Genomic DNA, 18942 nt, shown 5'->3' on the forward strand with positions numbered 1-18942 from the left:
GTCAAGCTTTAACATGATCAAGCGCTCTCATGTTAAGCATGTCCCAGATCGTGAAGCGGGCCTACAAGTACCGCTTCTATCCGACCCCCGAACAGGCAGATCTGCTGAACCGCACGTTCGGGTGTGTCCGGTTGGTCTGGAACAAGGCACTCGCCGAACGCAACCGGCGCTACACCGACGAGCACGTCTCGACTTCGTACGTGGACACGGCCAAGTGGCTGACCGCATGGAAGCAGGACCCGGAACTGGAGTTCCTGCGCGAGGTGTCGAACGTCCCGTTGCAGCAGGCGTTGCGCCGGCAGCAGGTAGCGTTCAACAACTTCTTCGCCAAGCGTGCCCGCTACCCGCGCTTCAAGTCCAAGCACAAGTCGCGGGCATCGGCGACGTTCCAGAACAACGCCTTCTCGTTCCGGGATGGCGTGGTGAAGCTGGCGAAGATGGAAGCTCCGCTGGACATCGTGTGGTCGCGTCCGCTCCCGGAAAGAGCCGAGCCGTCCATGGTGACGGTGTCGAAGGATGCGGCGGGACGCTGGTTCGTGTCCCTGCTGGTCGAGGAGAAGACCAGCCCGCTGCCGCCCGTGGATGCGCAGGTCGGGATGGATGCCGGGCTCACTCATCTGCTGACGCTTTCCACCGGCGAGAAGATCACGAATCCGCGCTGCGAACGACGGGACAGGCGGCGCTTGGCCAAGGCGCAGCGGGAGTTGGCCCGGAAGGCGAAAGGCTCGGCGAACCGGGCCAAGGCCAAGCTGAAGGTGGCGCGGGCGCATGCCCGGATCACCGACCGGCGTCGGGACTTCCTGCACAAGGTCACCACTCGATTGGTGCGCGAGAACCAAACGCTCGCGATCGAGGACCTGACCGTCCGCAACCTGGTCAAGAACCACTCGCTGGCCCGCGCCATCTCCGACGCCTCCTGGCGGGAGTTGCGGGGGATGCTGGAGTACAAGGCCGCCTGGTACGGGCGGACGCTGGCGGCCGTGGACCGGTGGTTCCCGTCGTCGAAGCTGTGCTCGGCTCGCGGATGCGGGCACGTCAACGGGTCCATGCCGTTGAACGTCCGTTCGTGGACCTGTCCTGCCTGCGGGAGCGTCCACGACCGGGACGTGAACGCGGCGAAGAACATCCTCGCGGCCGGGCTGGTCGAGAGGTAAAACGCCTGCGGAGGGCTGGTAAGACCGGCCCCGGAGTCTTCCGGGGAGGCGTGGCCCGATGAAACAGGAACCCCGATCCGGTGACGGATTGGAGTCCCCTGCCTTTAGGCGTGGGGAGGAAGTCAAGGGAGTGAACCGTGGCATCGTGGGATAACGGCGAGCCGGAGCCCGAGCGCAGCTCGCTCGTCCGCATGTACGCCGTCACCGGCGGAAGGACCGCGCCGCGCACCGAGCTGGCCATGGAGGCTCTGGTGTCGTCGGCGACCTCGGCCCAGCTCGGTTCGACCTACACCCGCGAGTTCCGGGCGATCAGCGAGCTGTGCCGGCAGGTGCGGTCCGTGGCGGAGATCTCGGCGCTGCTCAGCGTCCCGCTCGGAGTGGCGCGGGTGCTCATCGCCGACATGGAGGCGGACGGGCTGGTCAAGGTGTACCAGCCGCAGCTGAATGCGGGATTACCCGATAGAAACCTGCTCGAAAGGGTGTTAAGTGGACTTCGCAGGCTCTAGCCGGCTCACCTCGACGAAGATCGTCGTGGCGGGCGGGTTCGGCGTGGGCAAGACCACGTTCGTGAGCTCCGTGTCCGAGATCCTGCCGCTGACCACCGAGGCGGTGATGACCGACGCGTCGGCGGGCATCGACGACCTCGGCCACACGCCGGGCAAGACCACCACCACCGTCGCCATGGACTTCGGGCGGCTCTCCCTGGCGAACGACCTGATCCTCTACCTGTTCGGCACGCCCGGCCAGTACCGGTTCTGGTTCATGTGGGACGACCTGGTCCGCGGGGCCATCGGCGCCGTGGTGCTGGTCGACTCGCGCCGGCTCGCCGACAGTTTCCCCGCCGTCGACTACTTCGAGGAGTCGCGGATCCCGTTCGTGGTCGGCCTGAACGGCTGGAACGGCGAGTTCCCGCACGTCGAGAGCGAGGTGCGGGAGGCGCTCACGCTCTCGACGCACGTGCCGATCGTCCGCATGGACGCGCGGGCGCGCCCGGCGGTCAAGCACACCCTCATCACGCTCGTCGAACACGCCATGGCCGTACGCGCCGGCTGACCTACCGGCCGCTCCACCAGTGGGCGGCCACCAGCTCGGCCACCAGGGTCTCCGTGAGCAGGGCCACGTCCGGGTCGCCGTCGTGCCGGTAGCGGATGGCGGCCGCGGCGTCCTTCACCTCCGCGCCGACGGCCAGCACCGTCGAGCCCCGCAGGCGTACCCAGTCCATGGCCTGGTCGTCGTAGCGGGAGCCCGGGTAGAGCAGGGCCCGGTAGTCGAGGGTCTTGGTGAGGTAGACGTCCACGTGGGACCAGTCGCCCGTCTCGCACGCGTCGGCCGGGCGGCGCGGGCCCTCGCGGAGCATCAGCGCCGACTGCTCCGCCGACGACAGGCGCTCGGCGGGGGCGACGGTGTAGACGCCGTGCGGGCCGTCGAGCAGCTCCAGCGCCCGCGGGAGCCAGGCGTCCCGGCGTTCCAGCAGGTCGGCGGTGGCCTCGGCGGCCCGCTCCACCAGGGCGGGGACGTCGCGGTCCCGCCCGGTGAGCGTGGCCTCCATGAGCAGCAGCAGCGCCAGGGTGTGCTGGAACGTCCGGCACGCGACGCCGCCGCGCTCCTCGCCCGCGTGCATGGGGATCACCAGGTCGGCCGCCTCGGCGAGGGGCGAGCCCGGGGCGTTGGTGAGCACGGCGACGGGGGAGGGGCCGCCCGCGTAGCGGGCCGTGGCGTCGAGGGTCTCCCCGCTGGCGCCGGTGGCCGAGATCGGCACGACCAGGGTGTCCTGCCTCGCCGGACAGGTGGCGGCGGCGGAGGCGTAGTCGGCGTACGCGTCGACGCCCGCCGCGCGCAGGCGCAGGGCCGCCACCCCGGCGGCGTAACGGGAGCTGCCCATGCCGAGGAAGAGCACCCTCGTGACGCCCGGAGGCAGGGCCAGGAAGGGGTTCTCCTCGGCCAGGGCGCCGGCCAGGCTCCGCAGCGCCTCCGGCTTGGCCTCCAGGTCGGACAGGTAGAGCTCGGGATTCACGCGTTGTCCTCGGCGTTCTCTTCGGGATACGAGGTCTCTTCGGGATACCAGGTGCGCAGGACGCCCATGGGGGCGTAGCGCCAGCGGGGCAGGTGGCGGGCGGCGTAGATGAGCTCCCGGCACTCCTGCTCCACCTCGAACGGGCGGATCAGCCTGTCGTCCAGCAGGTCGGGCCTGCCCCGCTCGGCCAGCCGGGCCCGGTAGGCGGACAGCAGGGCGGCGCGGGCGGCGGCCGCCCACGCGGCGGCCTCGGCGGGCGGGGTGGACCGCCGCCTGATCGCCACCTGCGCCACGTGCTCCAGGCTGGTGGTGAGCTGGGCGACGTCCCTGGCCGCCGGCTGGTACGGGTCCGCGCCCGCGACCGTGGGGTTGCCGTCGAAGTCGATCACCGCGTACCCGCCGTCCCACCGGAGGATCTGGCCGACGTGCAGGTCGCCGTGGATCCTGATGCGCGGGCCGGCCGCGGGGACGGCCAGCGGCGCCAGGTCGCGCCGGAGGGCGGCGGACCTGGCGGCCAGCCGTTCGCCGTCGTCGCCGCCGGTCAGTTCCAGGGCCTCCGCGAGCGCGCACCCCGCCCGCTCCGCCAGATCGGGGCCGGCCCCGGCGGGCGGCGGCGGCAGCGTGGAGAGGGCGAGATGCAGGTCGGCGGCCAGGCGGCCGAGCGGCGCGGCGAAGGCGGTGGCGCCGGTTCCATCACCGGTTCCCCCCGGCGACGCGGCTTCGTCGACGCACCACTCCCAGCCGTCCCGCGCCCCGGGCAGGTAGCCCGTGACCAGGGCGAGGAGGTGATCGCGGCCGTCCAGCTCCGCGGTCAGCGCCGCGTAGGGAGGAGCGGTGTCGTTGAAACCCGCCTCAACGAGATGGGCGAGGAGTTCCGGGGCGGGATGCGGCAGGGGAGCCGGCGGGGTCAGCCACTTGACAACGACCTTTTCGGCCACGACAACGGAGTGGTTTGTCTGGTCCACGTGCGGGCCGAAACCACGCTCACCTGGGGCCCCAGTGTGGAGATCCCTGGAGGCGTACGAGAAGGTGGGCAGCGGGCGGAAGCGCCGCACCGCGAAGGGCGGCGGCGGATCCTCGCCCAGCAGCCCCACGAGCGCGGTGGTGAGCCCGCGATCTCGGCCGGTGAGGGGCTTCTCACCGAGAGAGATCAACCGAGGCCCTATTGAATCCCAATTCAACACGATCGCCAAACTTCCAGGTAGCAATGTCATAAAAAGTCTTGCCCATGTTGATATCTGCTGCAACACTCCTGATCTGGTCCGCTGTGTCCGGTAAGGTCGCGCGACCCCTCTTAACACCGCAAATTCAAGAAGGAGTAGCGGCCGTGTCCCGTACCCGGTTCACCCGTCGTCTCCCGGCCGCCGTCGCGGTGGCCGGCCTCGCGCTTGCCGTCGCGGCGTGCGGCGGTGAGTCGTCGACAAGCCCAGAAGGCACGAACGCGGCGGCGGCCGACGACCTCAAGCCGAACGCGGACCTGACGAAGCAGTCGATCCAGGTGACCGTTTGGGACGGCTACCTGCCCGAGGAGTTCACCAAGGGGGCCAAGGACAAGCTCAAGGTCAAGGACATCAAGATCGCCCTGCACGCCACCAACGAGGACGCGATGGCCAAGCTCACCGCCTCCGGTGACAGCGGGGTCGACGTGGCGTTCGTGTCCGGCCAGTACGCTCAGGCGCTCAACGAGCAGGGCCTGCTGGAGCCGATCCACCCCGAGCTGATCCCCAACCTGGCCAACCTCTACCCCGAGGCCACCCAGCTCTCCTACGACAAGGGCAACAAGATCTCCGTGCCCTACACCTGGGGCACGACCGGCATCTGTTACCGGACCGACCTGGTGAAGAAGAAGCCGACCAGTTGGAACGATCTTCTCAAGCCGCCGGCCTGGGCCGACAAGAAGGTCACCATGATGACCACCGAACGCTGGCTGGCGCTGCCGGCGCTCAAGGCCCTCGGCTACTCGGTCAACACCGACAAGGACGAGGAGATCGCCAAGGCCAAGGAGCTCCTCGTGGCGCAGAAGCCACATCTGCTCGGCTACGACGACACGACCTTCGGCGACAAGCTGAAGTCGGGCGAGGCCATCATGGTCGAGGCGTGGGACGGCTGGTGCCCGACGACCGACCCGAAGGGCAACATCGCGTTCGCGGTGCCGAAGGAAGGCAGCGACCTCTGGGTGGACACCATGGTGATCATGAAGTCCTCCAAGAACAAGGAGGCCGCCCACGCCCTCATCAACTACATCCTCGCCCCCGAGAACCACAGCTGGGCCGCCGAGAACATCAACTACAAGGTGCCCAACAAGGCCGCCATGGAGCGCGTGAAGGTCGCCAAGGGCTCGCTGCTCGGCATCAAGCCGGACGAGCTGCTCGACGGTGAGTCGATCGTCGACCTCGGACAGGCGTCCACGAAGTACACCCGCCTGTCGACGGAAGTCACGGCGCAGTCGTAACAGCGGTGACCTCTGAGCTCAAGGCCCGGTCGGCGTCCCCTTCGCGCGGACGCCGGCTGGGCGCGTTCGTGTTCCTGTCGCCGGGCCTGACCTACCTCGTCGTGCTCCTGCTGGTGCCGCTGGCCCTGGTGCTGAGCAACACCGTCTTCCAGCGCGGGCGCTTCGGCGGCATCGTGTACGAGTTCACCACCGAGAACTTCGCCCGCCTGATGGACCCGCTCTACCTGGGCGTGGTCGGCGGCTCGCTGCGCATCGCGGCCCTGACGACGGCCATCGCGCTGCTGATCGGCTATCCGACGGCCTACGCGATCGCGCGGCTCTCGCCCAGGTGGAAGACGATCGCCCTGGTCGCGATCGTGCTGCCGTTCTGGACCAACTTCATCATCCGCGTCTACGCGTGGATCATCCTGCTCAGCGGTCCCGGGCTGGTCAACAGCGGGCTGGCGGCGATCGGGCTCGGGCCGTACGAGCTGCTCTACAACCAGGGTGCGATCGTCACCGGGCTGCTCTACTCGTACCTGCCGCTGATGGTGCTGCCGCTGTACGCCGCGATCGAGCGGCTGGACCCGCAGCTCAGGGAGGCGTCGGCGAACCTCGGCGCCTCGCCGTTCACCACGTTCCGCAAGGTCACGCTGCCGCTCACGGTCCCGGGCGTGCTGAGCGGCTGCCTGTTCGTGTTCGTGCCGAGCTTCGGCAACTTCGTCATCCCCGAGATCCTGGGCGGCAACAAGTCGATCATGGTCGGCAACCTGATCCGCGACCAGTTCCTGAAGGCGCGCGACTGGCCGTTCGGCTCGGCGCTGGCGCTGGCGCTCATCGCGGTGCTCCTGGTGCTGCTGATGGCGCAGGCATGGGTGGCGCGCCGTGCGTAGGTCCAAGCTGCTGTTCGTCCCGCTCTGGGTGACGTACGTCTTCCTCTACCTGCCGATCGTCGTGCTCGTCGTCATGTCGTTCAACGCCGGCGAGTCGGCGTACACCTATGAGGGGTTCAGCCTCAAGTGGTACGGCGAGCTGGCCGCGGACGAGCGCGTCAGGAACGGCCTGATCAACACGCTGATCGTGGCCGTGGGGTCGACCGCGATCGCGACCGTGCTGGGCACGCTGCTGGCTGTCGGCCTGGCCCGCCACTCCAGGTCCAAGGCCCTCGACGCGCTGGCGCTGATGCCCGCCGTACTGCCCGACCTGGTGCTGGCGATCGGGCTGCTGCTCTTCTACGGCGTGATCGCGCTGACGCTCGGCCACTACTCGGTGATCCTCGCGCACGCCCTGTTCTCCATGGCGTTCGTGGCCGCGGTGGTGCGCACCCGGCTGTCCGGGGCCGACACCTCGCTGGAGGAGGCCTCGCGCGACCTCGGCGCGGGACACGTGGTCACGTTCATGAAGATCACGCTGCCGCAGCTGGCGCCGGGCATCGTGGCGGGGGCGCTGCTGGCGTTCACGTTGTCGCTCGACGAGTTCGTGATCGCCTTCTTCACCATCGGGAACGCCGAGCCGACGCTGCCGATCGTCATCTACTCGATGATCCGTTTCGGGGTGACCCCCAAGATCAACGCGCTGGCCGCGATCCTGCTCCTCGTGAGCTTCGTAGCGGTGATCGCGGGCCAGCGTCTGACGAGGATCGGAGAGAGACAGAGTGCTGAAGGTTGACGGGATCACGCGCAGGTTCGGCGACGTCACCGCGCTCGACGGCGTCTCGCTGGAGATCGGCCAGGGCGAGTTCTTCGCCCTGCTCGGGCCGTCGGGGTGCGGCAAGACCACGCTGCTGCGCATCATCGCCGGGTTCGAGACGCCCGACCGGGGCACCGTCACCCTCGACGGGGAGGACCTGCTGGCCCTGCCCCCGAACCGCAGGCCGATCAGCCTGATGTTCCAGTCGTACGCGCTGTTCCCGCACATGACCGTGGCCAAGAACGTCGCCTACGGCCTGGAGCGGGAGCGCCTGCCCCGCCAGGAGATCAGGCAGCGCGTCGGCGAGGTGCTGGAGACGGTCGGGCTGACCGCGCACGCCTCGCGCAAGCCCGCCCAGCTCTCCGGCGGGCAGCGGCAGCGGGTGGCGCTCGCCCGTTCCATCGTCAAGCGGCCGCGCCTGCTGCTGCTGGACGAGCCGCTGTCGGCCCTGGACAAGAAGGTCCGCGCCGACATGCAGCTGGAGCTGAAGCGGCTGCAGCACGACGTCGGCATCACGTTCGTGGTCGTCACGCACGACCAGGAGGAGGCCATGTCGCTGGCCGACCGCATCGCGGTCTTCGACAGCGGCACGGTGTGCCAGGTGGACGAGCCCGTCCCGCTGTACGAACGGCCGCGGTCGCCGTTCGTGGCCGGTTTCGTCGGCGCCAACAACCTGTTCGAGGGCGTCGCCGGCGGCCTCGACGGGCTCGAGAGCGAGGAGTTCGGCGTGCTGGCGGGCACGCCCATGACCGAGCTCGCGGCGGGCAGCAAGGCGCTGCTCGCGGTACGCCCCGAGAGGGTGAGGCTGGTCGACGAGAGCGAGACCGCGGGCCTGCGGGGCAGCGTCCTCGACGTCAGCTTCTACGGTGGCGTGTCGCACATCTCCGTGGACGTGCCGGGCCGGGTCGAGCCGGTGCTCGTCGCCGTCCAGGGCGCCAGCGCGGTGGAGGCCGGGGCAAAGGTCAAGGTGCGCTGGAACGCCGAGGACGCCGTCATCATGGCGGTCGATCAGTGAGACAGGTCGTTGCCCGTGGCCGCCCGGGCGTAGGAGAGGATCAGTTCGGCCGCCTCGGCCGGGCCGATCACCGGATGCCTGGCCGTGATGCGGTAGCCGTACGCGTCCTCCAGCGCCACGAGATTGCGCGCGACCGTCAGCGAGTCGGCGCTCAGCCGGAACACCCCCAGCGCCGCTCCCGTGTCGAGGATCGCCTGGTACATCGACACCTGGCGGTCATAGAGCGAGGTGAGCAACACGCCGTAGACCCTGTTGCGGCCCGCGGCCCCGCCCAGTTCGTTGAGCAGGCGGACGTCGGGGTCGAGCGGCCCGGTCGGCAGCCCCGACCTGATGGTCACGACCAGCTTCTCCACCGGATCGGTGAAGTCGGCGAGCCGGCGCAGCCGCTGCTCGTAGAAGCGCTCCATGCCGGCGTGCTGCGCCTCGACCAGCAGTTCGCTGAGGTCGGGGTAGTGGTAGAGCACGGCTCCGGAGGTCAGGCCGGCCTCCTCGGCCACGTGGGAGAGTTGTACTCCGTCGATGCCATGGCGGATGATGGCCCTGCGCGCGGCCTCGATCAAGTCGATGCGCCGGTCACTCCGGCTTTTACGCTGAGCCACCCCCACCACCTTCACCCGTTTGGCTGCTGTTCAGTTGGCCGTGACCATAGTGCCCTTAAGTTGACCTTCACGCTAGATGCGTTTTTGAATTCCCCTTCAAATTGATCAGCAGTTCCGGAGTCTCCATGTCTCTCACCATCCTGTTCATGCCTGAAAGCGCCTACGGTCCCACCAACAACAGCATCGGCATCGGCGACATCCTGCGTCGCCGCGGTCACCGCGTCGTCTTCGCCGCCGAGGCGTCGTGGAAGGGCAAGCTCGAAGCACTCGGCTTCGAGGAGGACCTGGTCGACCTCGCTCCGCCACCCGACGACGCCGAGGAGCAGGACCCCGGGCAGTTCTGGAAGGACTTCATCCGCGAGACCGCGCCCGAGTACCGCAAGAGCACCCGCGAGCAGCTCGAGACCGTCGTCAAGCCCATCTGGGCCGAGCTGATCGACGGCGCGAAATACTGCGAGCCGCAGCTCAAGGCCATCATCGAGCGGGTGCAGCCGGACATCATCGTCGAGGACAACGTGCTCACGTTCCCGGCGCTGGTCACGGCGGGCAAGAAGTTCGTCCGCATCGTCTCCTGCAACCCGCTCGAGGTCCGCGGCGAGAACGTCGCGCCGGTCTTCTCCGGGCTCCCCGCCGGCGACCGCTCGGAGTGGGAGGCCTTCCGCGCGGAGTACGACCGCACCCACCGCGAGCTCTGGACCGCCTGGAACGAGTGGTGCGTCGAGCAGGGCACCGAGCCGCTGCCGGAGCTCGACTTCATGCACAACGGCGACCTGAACCTCTACGTCTATCCGGAGATCGCCGACTACGCCGACGCCCGGCCGCTGGGCGACACCTGGCACCGGCTCGACTCCTCGGTCCGCGAGACGGAGGAGAAGTGGGAACTGCCCTTCCGGCGTGGCGAGGGCTCGCTGATCTACTTCTCGCTCGGCTCGCTGGGCTCGTCCGACGTGGAGCTGATGCGGCGGGTGATCGGCGTGCTGGCCGACACTCCGCATCAGTACGTCGTCTCCAAGGGCCCGCTGCACGAGGAGATCGAACTTCCCGCCAACATGTGGGGCGCGGAGTTCCTTCCGCAGACTAGGATCATCCCACTGTGTGACCTCGTCATCACCCACGGCGGTAACAACACGACCACCGAGGCGCTGCACTTCGGCAAGCCGATGATCCTGCTGCCACTCTTCTGGGACCAGTACGACAATGCCCAGAGAATGGATGAGTTGGGCTATGGTGTCAGGCTTTCGACCTATACCTTCACCGACGACGAGCTGAAGGGGGCGGTCGCGCGGCTGCTCGGCGACACCGAGCTGCGCGCGAGGCTGGCCGCCGCGGGCGAGGAGATCCGGCGCCGCGACGGGCTGCGCAAGGCCGCCGACCTGATCGAGCAGCTCGGCAAGTAGCACGACCCCTGAGAGCGAAGTCTTCCGATGCGTGAACTGATCAACCCCGCCACCGGACTCCCGTGTGCCGAAATTCCGGACACGCCGGTGGAGGGCGTGGCGACCGCCGTACGGTCGGCGCGCGCGGCGTTCGAGACGTGGTCGCAGACCACTCCGGCCGAGCGCCAGCGCCTGCTGCTGCGGCTGGCCGACCTGGTGGAGGCCGACGCCGAAGAGCTGACCAGGCTCGAAGTGGAGGAGACGGGCAAGCCCGCCGCGGTGTTCAGAGACGGAGAGCTGCCGTTCGCCGTCGACAACCTGCGCTTCTTCGCCGGCGCCGCCCGCTCGCTCGAAGGGTCGGGCGCCGGCGTGTTCAGCCCCGGGTACACCTCGGTCATGCTGCGCCGCCCCGTCGGGGTGGTGGGGTCGATCGCGCCATGGAACTTCCCCTTCGTCATGGCCGTGTGGAAGATCGGCCCGGCGGTGGCCGCGGGCAACGCGGTGGTGATCAAGCCCGCCCCTCAGACGCCGCGCACGACGCTGCGGCTGGCGGAGTTGTTCGCCGCGGCGGGCGCGCCCGAAGGGCTCGTCCAGGCGGTCACCGGGGACGCGCAGGTCGGTCAGGCACTGGTCACCGACCCCGGGGTCGACATGGTCAGCGTCACGGGCTCGACGGAGACCGGCCGCGCCGTGATGGCCGGGGCGGCGGGCACGCTCAAGCGGGTCCATCTGGAGCTCGGCGGCAAGGCCCCGGCGCTGGTCTTCGAGGACGCCGATCTGGCCGAGATGGCTCACGGCGTGGCCATGGGGGCGACGTACAACAGCGGGCAGGACTGTACGGCGGCCACCCGCGTCTACGTCGCCCGCGAGGTGTACGCGGACGCGGTCGAGGCGATTCGGGCAACTCTTGCCAACATCACCGTCGGCGACCCGTGGGACCCGGCGACCGACATCGGCCCCCTGATCTCGGCGGCCCACCGGGACCGGGTGCACGGGTTCGTCTCGAGGTCGGGCGGGCGGATTCTCCACGGGGGGTCGCCGATCGACGGGCCGGGGTTTTACTATTCGCCTACGCTTGTCAGCGAGGTCGGTCAGGACAGCGAGATCGTCCAAGGCGAGCTTTTCGGCCCTGTGCTGGTCGCGCTGCCGTTCGAGGGCGAGGACGAGGCCGTCAGGCTGGCCAATGGCACCACGTACGGCCTGGCGTCGTCGGTGTGGTCGCGCGACGTGTCGCGGGCGATGCGCGTGTCGCATCGGCTCGACGTGGGTGTGACCTGGGTCAACGACCATCTGCCCATCGCCAGCGAGGCGCCGCACGGCGGGGTGAAGGGCAGCGGGTTCGGCAAGGACATGAGCCAGGAGGCGGTGCAGGACTACTCGGTGACGCGCCACCTCATGGTGAAGCACGCGGCACCGGCCGAGCGGGATTCGTTCCGGCCCGCCTGAAAACGTGTACGGCGGTAGACGCCCCGAAGTGCTGCTTTGGGCGTGTTTGATGGGATATGTTCGGTTGGCCGATCTGGTACGGGTTGTGTTCCAATTACCCAGCCGGACAGAATCCCATGCGCCACACGCGTGTCTGATTTTTTCGAGCACGTACCGGCGAGAGGTTGCGAGAGTCAGTGAGGACGGATAACCCCAGACATACGAGGTCAGGGGAGTACACAGGCGGACGGTTCCGGCTGGGGAACTGGCGTGTGCGCTCAAGGCTGGTCGCGCTGATCCTCATCCCCACGGTCGTGGGTGTGCTGCTCGCCGGCATCCAGCTGGCCGACGCCATCGGCACCAGCGCCGAATACCGCCGGCTCACCCAGGTCGCCGAGCTGGTGCAGCGCATCGGCGCGCTCAACCACGAGCTGGGCAAGGAACGCACGCTCACCGCGTGGTACGTCGCCGACCGCAGGAAGGCCCAGCGCTTCGTCCAGGTCAAGACCCAGCGGCAGACGACCGACAAGGCCAAGCAGGACGTCGTCAACGCGGCCTCGGCCATCGACGCCGCCCACTCGGCCCGCGTCCGCGAGGGCGTCGCCAGCATGAACCGCTGGCTCAACGGCCTCGACAGCCTGCGCGCCTCCATGGTCGGCAACGTGCCCCCGCGCGCCGTCATCGGCACCTACACCACGATGATCGAGGTCTTCTCGTCGGTCCAGGCCGGCATGGGCGACGGCGTCACCGACGACTCCCTCCTGGGCGACGTCGCCGCGCTCGGCGCGCTCCAGCGGGTCAAGGAGGAGGTCTCGCGGCAGCAGATCATCCTCCTCGTGGCACTCGTCCAGAGCAAGCTCGACAGCGACGACTGGGCGGAGTTCCTCGGCTCCTGGAACAAGCAGCAGGCCGAGCAGCTCACCTTCGAGCAGGAGGCGTCCCCGGCGGACCTGGAGGCGTTCCACGAGGGCGTCAAGGGCCTGGAGGTCGACCTCGCCGACGCCATGCGGCAGCGGGCGCTCGCCCAGGTGCGCGCCCTCAACCGGATCAGGGACCTCGACGTCACCACGCGCGCCGACCGTACGCGCTGGTTCGAGAGCACCACCGCGGCCGGTAACGCCATGCGCAAGGTCGAGGACGGCCTGGCCACCAAGATCGTGGCCGGCACCCGCGACCTCAGCGACACCGAGCAGCGCAACGCGATCATGTCCGGTGCGATGATCCTCGTGCTGCTGCTCCTCGTCCTGATCATCACCACCCGCGTGGCCGGCTCGCTGGTCCGCCCGCTGCGCCGGCTGCGCGCCGAAGCGCTCCAGGTCGCCACGACCCGGCTGCCCGAGACCGTCCGCCTGCTGCGCGAGTCCGGCGAGGGCGCCCACGTGCCCGAGATGCCGTCGGTCGGCGTCAACACCCGGGACGAGATCGGTGAAGTGGCGCGGGCGTTCGACGAGGTCCACCGCGAGGCCATCCGGCTGGCCGGCGACGAGGCCAAGCTGCGGGCGAACGTCAACTCCATGTTCGTCAACCTCTCCCGGCGCAGCCAGACTCTCGTCGAGCGGCAGCTGCAGCTCATCGAGGGCCTGGAGCAGGGCGAGGAGGACGAGCAGCGGCTCGCCAACCTGTTCCGCCTCGACCACCTGGCCACCCGCATGCGCCGCAACAGCGAGAACCTCCTGGTTCTCGCCGGCCAGGAGGCCGCGCGCAAGTGGAGCGAGCCGGTGCCGCTGGTCGACATCGCCCGCGCCTCGCTCTCCGAGGTCGAGAACTACGAACGCGTCCAGATCCAGATCGCGTCCGGCACCCTCATCGTCGGCCCGGCCGTCACCGACGCCGTCCACCTGCTCGCCGAGCTGATCGAGAACGCCATCTCGTTCTCTCCCCGCGAGAGCAAGGTCCAGGTGACCAGCTCGCCGGTCGAGGGCGGCGTGCTCGTGTCGATCAACGACCTGGGCATCGGCATGAGCCAGGAAGAGCTGGCCGAGGCCAACTGGCGGCTGGCGAACCCGCCCGTCGTCGACGTGTCCGTGTCGCGGCGCATGGGTCTGTTCGTGGTCGGCCGCCTGGCCCTGCGTCACGGCGTCCGGGTGCAGCTCAGCATGCGGGAGACGGGCGGGCTGAGCGCGCTCGTCATGATGCCCGACATGCTCATCAGCGACGGCTCGGGCGCGCCGCAGCAGGGTGGCCAGTACGAAGCGTTCACCACGTTCGACCCGAGCATGTTCGGGCAGCCGTCCACCAACGGATCGGGCTCCCGCTCCGGGGCGCCCTCGGGCGAGAGCTCCGAGCAGGTCGTGGACACGCAGTGGCCGGGGTCGCTGCCCGCGCCGGGCACCGGCAACTGGCCGTCGTTCGGCGATCAGCAGCAGCCCGCCGCCTTCGGCGAGCAGCCCGAGCAGCAACCTGCCGCGTTCGGCGAGCAGCCGCCGGCGTTCGGGGAGCAGCCGCCGGCCTTCGGCGACCAGCCGGCTCCGTTCGCGGGCCAGCCGCAGGAAGCGCAGGAGGAGCCGGCCTGGCCGTCCTTCGCCCAGGAGCCGCCGGCCACGCCGTCGCCGTTCGGCGAGCAGCGCTGGCCCTCGTTCTCGGACGAGCCCCCGCCCTCCTCCGTGTCGCAGCCGTTCGCGGAGAACCGGTGGCCGTCGTTCGCCGAGCAGCCCCCGCCGCTGCAGGATGACGAGCCGCGCTGGCCGTCGTTCGCGACGGAGCCGCCGCAGCAGCAGCCGCAGGACGAGTCGCGGTGGTCGTCGTTCGCCGACCCGTTGCCGCGCAGGTCGTTGTTCGAGGCGGAGGACCGGCCGCGGCAGCAGTTCGACCCGTCGTACCACTCGCCGTTCTCGGAGGAGCCCAAGCCCGCCGACCAGTTCGAGCAGAACGGGAATTCCGCCTACAACCCGTTCGGGCCGGGCGACTACTCCTCGCAGGACATGACCGGGCCGCTGCCCGCGGTGCGCAACTCGCCCATGGAGGAGCAGAGCGAGGAGTTCCTGCCGATCTTCTCGTCGGTCGGCTCCGACTGGTTCCGCAGGCCGGAGCCGGAGCAGCTGCGGCCTCGTCACGAGCCGCAGCCCGAGCCCGAGCACGAGAGCACCGCGGTGCAACCGGCGGTGCCCGCGGACCCGCCGCCCGCCGCTCCCGCCCAGCAGACGCCGGGCAAGCTGCCTCAGCGCAAGCCGGGGCAGTCGGGCGCCGGCGCGTCGTGGTCCTCGCCCGCGGACACCGGCTTCCAGGCCGCGCAGGCCGCCGCGCAGCCTGCGCAGGCCGGCACGACGCCTTCGGGGCTGCCCCGCCGCGTCCCCAAGGCCAACCTGGTGCCCGGCACGGCCAGCCTCGCCGAGCCCCAGGCCACATCACCGGCGCCGCAGATCTCACCTGAGCGGTTGCGCAGCAGGCTCTCCAGCTTCCAGCAGGGTGTCCGGCAAGGCCGAGCGTTCACCCGCGGAGAAGAAAATGAGGAGGACAAATGAGAGAAATGAGCCAGGGAGCGCGCGGCATCAGCTGGCTGATCACGGACTTCGTGAACAACGTGCCCGGCGTCGCTCACACGGTCGTGGTGTCGTCCGACGGGCTGCCGCTGGCCTTTTCCGAGGGCTTTCCGAAGGACCGGGCCGACCAGCTCGCCGCGGTCGCCTCAGGCGTGATCAGTTTGACCCAGGGAGCGGCACGGGTCTTCGAGGGCGGTATGGTGACCCAGACCGTCATCGAAATGCAGCGGGGCCTCCTGATGATCATGTCCATCAGCGATGGGTCCTGCCTGGCTGTCCTGGCCGCACCAGACTGTGACATGGGGCTGGTGGCATACCAGATGACTCTGCTGGTCGAGCGGGCGGGCCAGGTGCTGACTCCGGCGGTGCGCGCGGAGCTGCAAGCGGCCCGTCCCCGCTAGGGGGCGGTGACAGGAGATCATGGTGTCAGGTCAGGGTTGGGCTGGTGATAGTACCCCGCCGCATCCGGCGGTTCCCCGTCCGCAGAAACCGAGTTCCCTGGTACGGCCCTATGCCGTGACCGGGGGGCGTACCGCGCCGCGGATGAAGTTCGCCATGGAGGCCCTGGTGTCCTCCGTGACATCGGAATACCAAGACATTTCCCTACTTAGTCCGGAGTATCAGGCGATCATTCAGCTGACCCGGAACGTCAGGTCGGTTGCCGAGATCTCCGCCCTTTTACGCCAGCCTCTCGGTGTGGTCCGGGTGTTGATCGCCGACATGGCGTCGGAGGGCCTGATCCGCGTGCACCAGCCTGCGCTGGACGCGGGAAAGCCGGACCTCAACTTGCTCGAAAGGGTGCTCAGTGGACTTCGCAGGCTCTAGCCCCGGCCTAACCTCGACGAAGATCGTCGTGGCCGGGGGCTTCGGCGTGGGGAAGACGACGTTCGTGGGTGCGGTGTCGGAGATCCTGCCGCTCACCACCGAAGCGGTCATGACGGACGCCTCGGCGCACGTCGACGACGTCTCGCTCACGCCGAACAAGACGACGACGACCGTGGCGATGGACTTCGGCCGGGTCTCCCTCGACCGTGACCTGATCCTCTATCTGTTCGGCACGCCCGGGCAGCACCGGTTCTGGTTCATGTGGGACGACCTGGTGCGCGGCGCCATCGGCGCGGTGGTGCTGGTCGACACGCGCCGCCTGGCCGACAGCTTCCCGGCCATCGACTACTTCGAAGAGGCCAAGCTGCCCTTCGTGATCGGCATCAACGGCTGGGACGGCCAGTTCGCGCACGCCGAGGAGGAGCTCCGCGAGGCGCTGTCGATCGGCGGCCACATCCCGATCGTGCGGCTGGACGCCCGGCAGCGCGAATCCGTCAAAGGCACCTTGATCACGCTGGTCGAGCACGCCCTGACCCGCCGCATGCACAGCCCGGTCTAGCCGGCTCGACGGCCCGCCACCCTTGCCTGACCGGGGTGGCGGGCCGCTTGCTGCCCCGGCTCCGGACCGGCCGGAACCCCGACCGCTCCACGATCTCGCGGTGGTGCCGGAAGGTTGCCGCGCGCTCGCCGGAGCGGGGCGTCAACGATCGGCGTCGTCGCGCAGGCCGACCTGGCAGCCCACGTCGTCGATCTCCATCGCCGCGAGCACGACCTGGAGCAGGCCGGGGAAGCGGGCCTGTAAGTCGTCCCCGCGCAGGGTCACGTAACAACGGGTGCCCTCCTGGCGGGTGCGGGTCAGCCCGGCGTCGCGCAGCACGCGCAGGTGATGGCTGAGCGTCGATTTGGCCACCGGTGCGCGTAGCTGCCCCCAGCCGCGCTCGCGGCCGTCGGCCAGCACGCGCACCAGCCCGACCCGGATCGGATCGCTCAGCGCGGCCATCACCTCGGTCAGTGCGATCTTGCCCAACTCGGGATGATGTGCCTTATGCATGCGTCCATGCTAGCTTGTTCGACGTTTCACGAACATCGAACATGGGGGAACGTCGTGACCGATCGACCAGGCGGCCGGATGGAGGGCAGAGCGGTGATCGTGACAGGGGCGGGCACGGGGATCGGCCGCGCCGCCGCGCTCGCCTTCGCCCGCGGCGGAGCGCACGTGCTCGGGGTGGGCCGCCGCGCCGACGTGCTGCGGGAGACCGCGGACCAGCACCCCGCCATCGCCGTCCACGCCGCCGACGTCCGCGGCGAGCACGCGCCGGAAACGATCGTCGGCGCGGCGATCGAGCGGTGGGGGCGCCTCGACGTGCTCGTCAACAGTGCCGGCGCCACCGCCATGATGGCGCTGGCCGACACCGACGCCGAGCGCGTCGGGGACCTGTTCGCGCTCAACGTCACCGCGCCCAGCCTGCTCGCCCGCGCCGCGCTGCCGCACCTGAAGGCCGCCCGCGGCGCGATCGTCAACGTCTCCAGCACGTACGGGCACCGCCCGCTGCCCGGCGCCGCCCACTACGCCGCCTCGAAGGCCGCCCTGGAGCAGTTGACCCGCAGCTGGGCCCTGGAGCTCGCACCCGACGGCATCCGCGTCAACGCCCTGGCCCCCGGCCCGACCGAGAGCGAGGCACTGGCCGCCTCCGGGCTGCCCCAGGACACGGTCGAGCAGATCAAGCAGGACGAGGCCGCCCGCATCCCGCTCGGCCGCCGTGGCGAGCCCGACGAGGTGGCCGCCTGGATCGTGCACCTCGCCGACCCCGCCGCCACCTGGATCACCGGCCAGGTCCTCACCGTCGACGGCGGCCTGGAACTCGTGTGAGCCTCTGCCCTCAGATGCGGGAGAGCAGCTCCGCCTTCTTGACCCGGAACTCCTCCTCTGTCAGCAGCCCGGCGTCGCGCAGCTCGCCGAGCTTGACGATCAACCCGGCGACGTCGGCCACGGCCCAGGGGAGCGTCTTCGCCGCGGGGACGGGCTCGGGGGCGGGGATGGCGGCGAGGACGGCGGCGGCGAAGGGAAGGGACTTGTGGGTGGCACCCCAGCCCAGCCCGAACACGACGGCGGCGGGATCCTTGTCGGGCTCGGGAGGCGGTCGCCGCCCGCGCACCCTGAGCCGCAGGCACCCGCTTCCTCCGTCCGGCGTGTGCCAGTCGACACCCTCCAGGTCGGCGGGGGTGTAGCGCTGGTCGCCCGCCGCGTACTTGGCCGACGTCGCGCCCGACCAGAACCAGGTGAGGGTGACGGTCTCGCCGTCGAAGGCCGCCGCGCCGTCCCAGCCCTTGAAGGCACGTGGCGGCTCGGGAGGGGACACCAGGAAACGTGTGGCCGGACCGCGGTCGGTGAGGACCGAGCGCAGCTCATCCGCGTAGTAGTCGGCGAGCGACTCCTTGTCGGCCGGCAGCACCAGCCGGTAGGGGTCGGCGGCCTCCCTGAGCTGCCCGGCCGCGGCGGCCATCAGAGGGTCGGCCCCACGCCTGAGGTCGGCCCGCAACACCACGGTGCCCCGCTTGCCTGGAGTGAGGGTGACCTTGGCGATCGCCTCGTGGGGCACCACCCGCTCGCCGAGTTCGGAGAGAAGTTTGGGCGCTTTTCCGCTTTCGGGCTTGATACGCAGGAATTCGGATTCGAACTCCCACGAGCAGCCCCGGCCTGCCAGCACATCCGCCACGACTTCCAGAATAAGCTTTCATGCGCTGACCGGCCGGAGTACAACCACATAACCCGGTCAAAGGCACGCCGTGACGGCGGCCGTCCCCGTGCGGGATGCTCCTATTGATGTCAAGCACTGGGTTCATGATCAGTTCTGGTGATGACCCGATAGAGCTCGCGGGCGATGTAGCGCTTGAGGCAGCGGATGATCTCTTTCTTGGACAGGCCGTCTTGGGT

Annotated in this window: 19 protein-coding genes; 14 read left to right on the top strand and 5 right to left on the bottom strand. The window is 69.5% G+C overall.

Annotation, left to right across the window (positions count from 1 at the left end):
- Positions 1-38: 38 nt before the first annotated feature.
- The 3 genes from ABGB14_RS44165 to ABGB14_RS44175 all read left to right on the top strand — a co-directional run bounded on the left by ABGB14_RS44165 (position 39) and on the right by ABGB14_RS44175 (position 2207).
- Positions 39-1154 (top strand): RNA-guided endonuclease TnpB family protein, encoded by a 1116-nt coding sequence (locus tag ABGB14_RS44165; RefSeq protein WP_347649869.1) that lies wholly within the window; start codon positions 39-41, stop codon positions 1152-1154.
- A 191-nt stretch (positions 1155-1345) separates the two neighbouring features.
- Positions 1346-1660, top strand: a complete 315-nt coding sequence (locus ABGB14_RS44170; RefSeq protein WP_347649884.1) for a DUF742 domain-containing protein — start codon at positions 1346-1348, stop codon at positions 1658-1660.
- Positions 1641-2207: an ATP/GTP-binding protein gene (locus tag ABGB14_RS44175; RefSeq protein ID WP_347649870.1), complete on the top strand. Its 567-nt coding sequence runs from the start codon at positions 1641-1643 to the stop codon at positions 2205-2207. The genes ABGB14_RS44170 and ABGB14_RS44175 overlap by 20 nt, the downstream gene beginning before the upstream one ends.
- A 1-nt stretch (position 2208) precedes the next feature.
- On the opposite strand, the gene ABGB14_RS44180 is transcribed toward ABGB14_RS44175, so the two are convergent.
- On the bottom strand, positions 2209-3168 hold the full coding sequence (locus tag ABGB14_RS44180; protein ID WP_347649871.1) for an SIS domain-containing protein: 960 nt from the start codon (positions 3166-3168) through the stop codon (positions 2209-2211).
- Positions 3165-4322: a hypothetical protein gene (locus ABGB14_RS44185; RefSeq protein WP_347649872.1), complete on the bottom strand. Its 1158-nt coding sequence runs from the start codon at positions 4320-4322 to the stop codon at positions 3165-3167. The genes ABGB14_RS44180 and ABGB14_RS44185 overlap by 4 nt, the downstream gene beginning before the upstream one ends.
- 173 nt (positions 4323-4495) lie before the next feature.
- Here ABGB14_RS44185 and ABGB14_RS44190 point away from each other — a divergent pair, with 173 nt between their 5' ends.
- From ABGB14_RS44190 to ABGB14_RS44205, 4 genes are read left to right on the top strand one after another with little or no spacing between them, the layout of a single operon-like run.
- Positions 4496-5620 (top strand): spermidine/putrescine ABC transporter substrate-binding protein, encoded by a 1125-nt coding sequence (locus ABGB14_RS44190; RefSeq protein ID WP_347649873.1) that lies wholly within the window; start codon positions 4496-4498, stop codon positions 5618-5620.
- Positions 5621-5625: 5 nt separating this feature from the next.
- A complete protein-coding gene (locus ABGB14_RS44195) occupies positions 5626-6492 on the top strand; it encodes an ABC transporter permease (protein WP_347649874.1) in 867 nt (288 codons plus the stop codon).
- Positions 6485-7267 (top strand): ABC transporter permease, encoded by a 783-nt coding sequence (locus ABGB14_RS44200; protein ID WP_347649875.1) that lies wholly within the window; start codon positions 6485-6487, stop codon positions 7265-7267. Before ABGB14_RS44195 ends, ABGB14_RS44200 begins: the two co-directional genes overlap by 8 nt.
- Positions 7254-8303, top strand: a complete 1050-nt coding sequence (locus tag ABGB14_RS44205) for an ABC transporter ATP-binding protein (protein ID WP_347649876.1) — start codon at positions 7254-7256, stop codon at positions 8301-8303. The genes ABGB14_RS44200 and ABGB14_RS44205 overlap by 14 nt, the downstream gene beginning before the upstream one ends.
- Here the strand turns inward: ABGB14_RS44205 and ABGB14_RS44210 are convergent.
- Positions 8297-8902, bottom strand: a complete 606-nt coding sequence (locus tag ABGB14_RS44210; protein ID WP_347621882.1) for a TetR family transcriptional regulator — start codon at positions 8900-8902, stop codon at positions 8297-8299. The genes ABGB14_RS44205 and ABGB14_RS44210 overlap by 7 nt on opposite strands.
- A gap of 146 nt (positions 8903-9048) precedes the next feature.
- On the opposite strand from ABGB14_RS44210, the gene ABGB14_RS44215 reads away from it, so the two are divergent.
- The 6 genes from ABGB14_RS44215 (at position 9049) to ABGB14_RS44240 (ending at position 16566) form a co-directional block, all read left to right on the top strand.
- The gene (locus tag ABGB14_RS44215; protein ID WP_347649877.1) at positions 9049-10299 is read left to right on the top strand and encodes a glycosyltransferase; all 1251 of its coding nucleotides are present in this window, start codon (positions 9049-9051) and stop codon (positions 10297-10299) included.
- 27 nt (positions 10300-10326) lie between these two features.
- Complete coding sequence (locus tag ABGB14_RS44220) at positions 10327-11724, top strand: aminobutyraldehyde dehydrogenase (protein ID WP_347649878.1); 1398 nt, start codon at positions 10327-10329, stop codon at positions 11722-11724.
- 251 nt (positions 11725-11975) lie between these two features.
- Positions 11976-15164, top strand: a complete 3189-nt coding sequence (locus ABGB14_RS44225; protein ID WP_347649879.1) for a nitrate- and nitrite sensing domain-containing protein — start codon at positions 11976-11978, stop codon at positions 15162-15164.
- Between the two features lie 5 nt (positions 15165-15169).
- A complete protein-coding gene (locus ABGB14_RS44230) occupies positions 15170-15583 on the top strand; it encodes a roadblock/LC7 domain-containing protein (protein WP_201760494.1) in 414 nt (137 codons plus the stop codon).
- Between the two features lie 19 nt (positions 15584-15602).
- Positions 15603-16007 carry a DUF742 domain-containing protein gene (locus tag ABGB14_RS44235; RefSeq protein ID WP_226898832.1) on the top strand — a complete coding sequence of 135 codons (405 nt, stop codon included), beginning with the start codon at positions 15603-15605 and terminating at the stop codon, positions 16005-16007.
- A 28-nt stretch (positions 16008-16035) separates the two neighbouring features.
- Positions 16036-16566: an ATP/GTP-binding protein gene (locus ABGB14_RS44240; RefSeq protein ID WP_347649880.1), complete on the top strand. Its 531-nt coding sequence runs from the start codon at positions 16036-16038 to the stop codon at positions 16564-16566.
- 141 nt (positions 16567-16707) lie between these two features.
- On the opposite strand, the gene ABGB14_RS44245 is transcribed toward ABGB14_RS44240, so the two are convergent.
- The gene (locus ABGB14_RS44245; protein ID WP_347649881.1) at positions 16708-17058 is read right to left on the bottom strand and encodes a metalloregulator ArsR/SmtB family transcription factor; all 351 of its coding nucleotides are present in this window, start codon (positions 17056-17058) and stop codon (positions 16708-16710) included.
- Positions 17059-17112: 54 nt separating this feature from the next.
- Between ABGB14_RS44245 and ABGB14_RS44250 the strand changes: the two genes are divergently transcribed.
- A complete protein-coding gene (locus ABGB14_RS44250; RefSeq protein WP_347649882.1) occupies positions 17113-17877 on the top strand; it encodes an SDR family oxidoreductase in 765 nt (254 codons plus the stop codon).
- Between the two features lie 10 nt (positions 17878-17887).
- Here ABGB14_RS44250 and ABGB14_RS44255 read toward each other — a convergent pair whose 3' ends face one another.
- Complete coding sequence (locus ABGB14_RS44255; RefSeq protein ID WP_347649883.1) at positions 17888-18724, bottom strand: DUF4429 domain-containing protein; 837 nt, start codon at positions 18722-18724, stop codon at positions 17888-17890.
- Positions 18725-18942 lie beyond the last annotated feature (218 nt).

This window comes from Nonomuraea sp. B10E15, assembly GCF_039871615.1.
Classification (GTDB): domain Bacteria; phylum Actinomycetota; class Actinomycetes; order Streptosporangiales; family Streptosporangiaceae; genus Nonomuraea.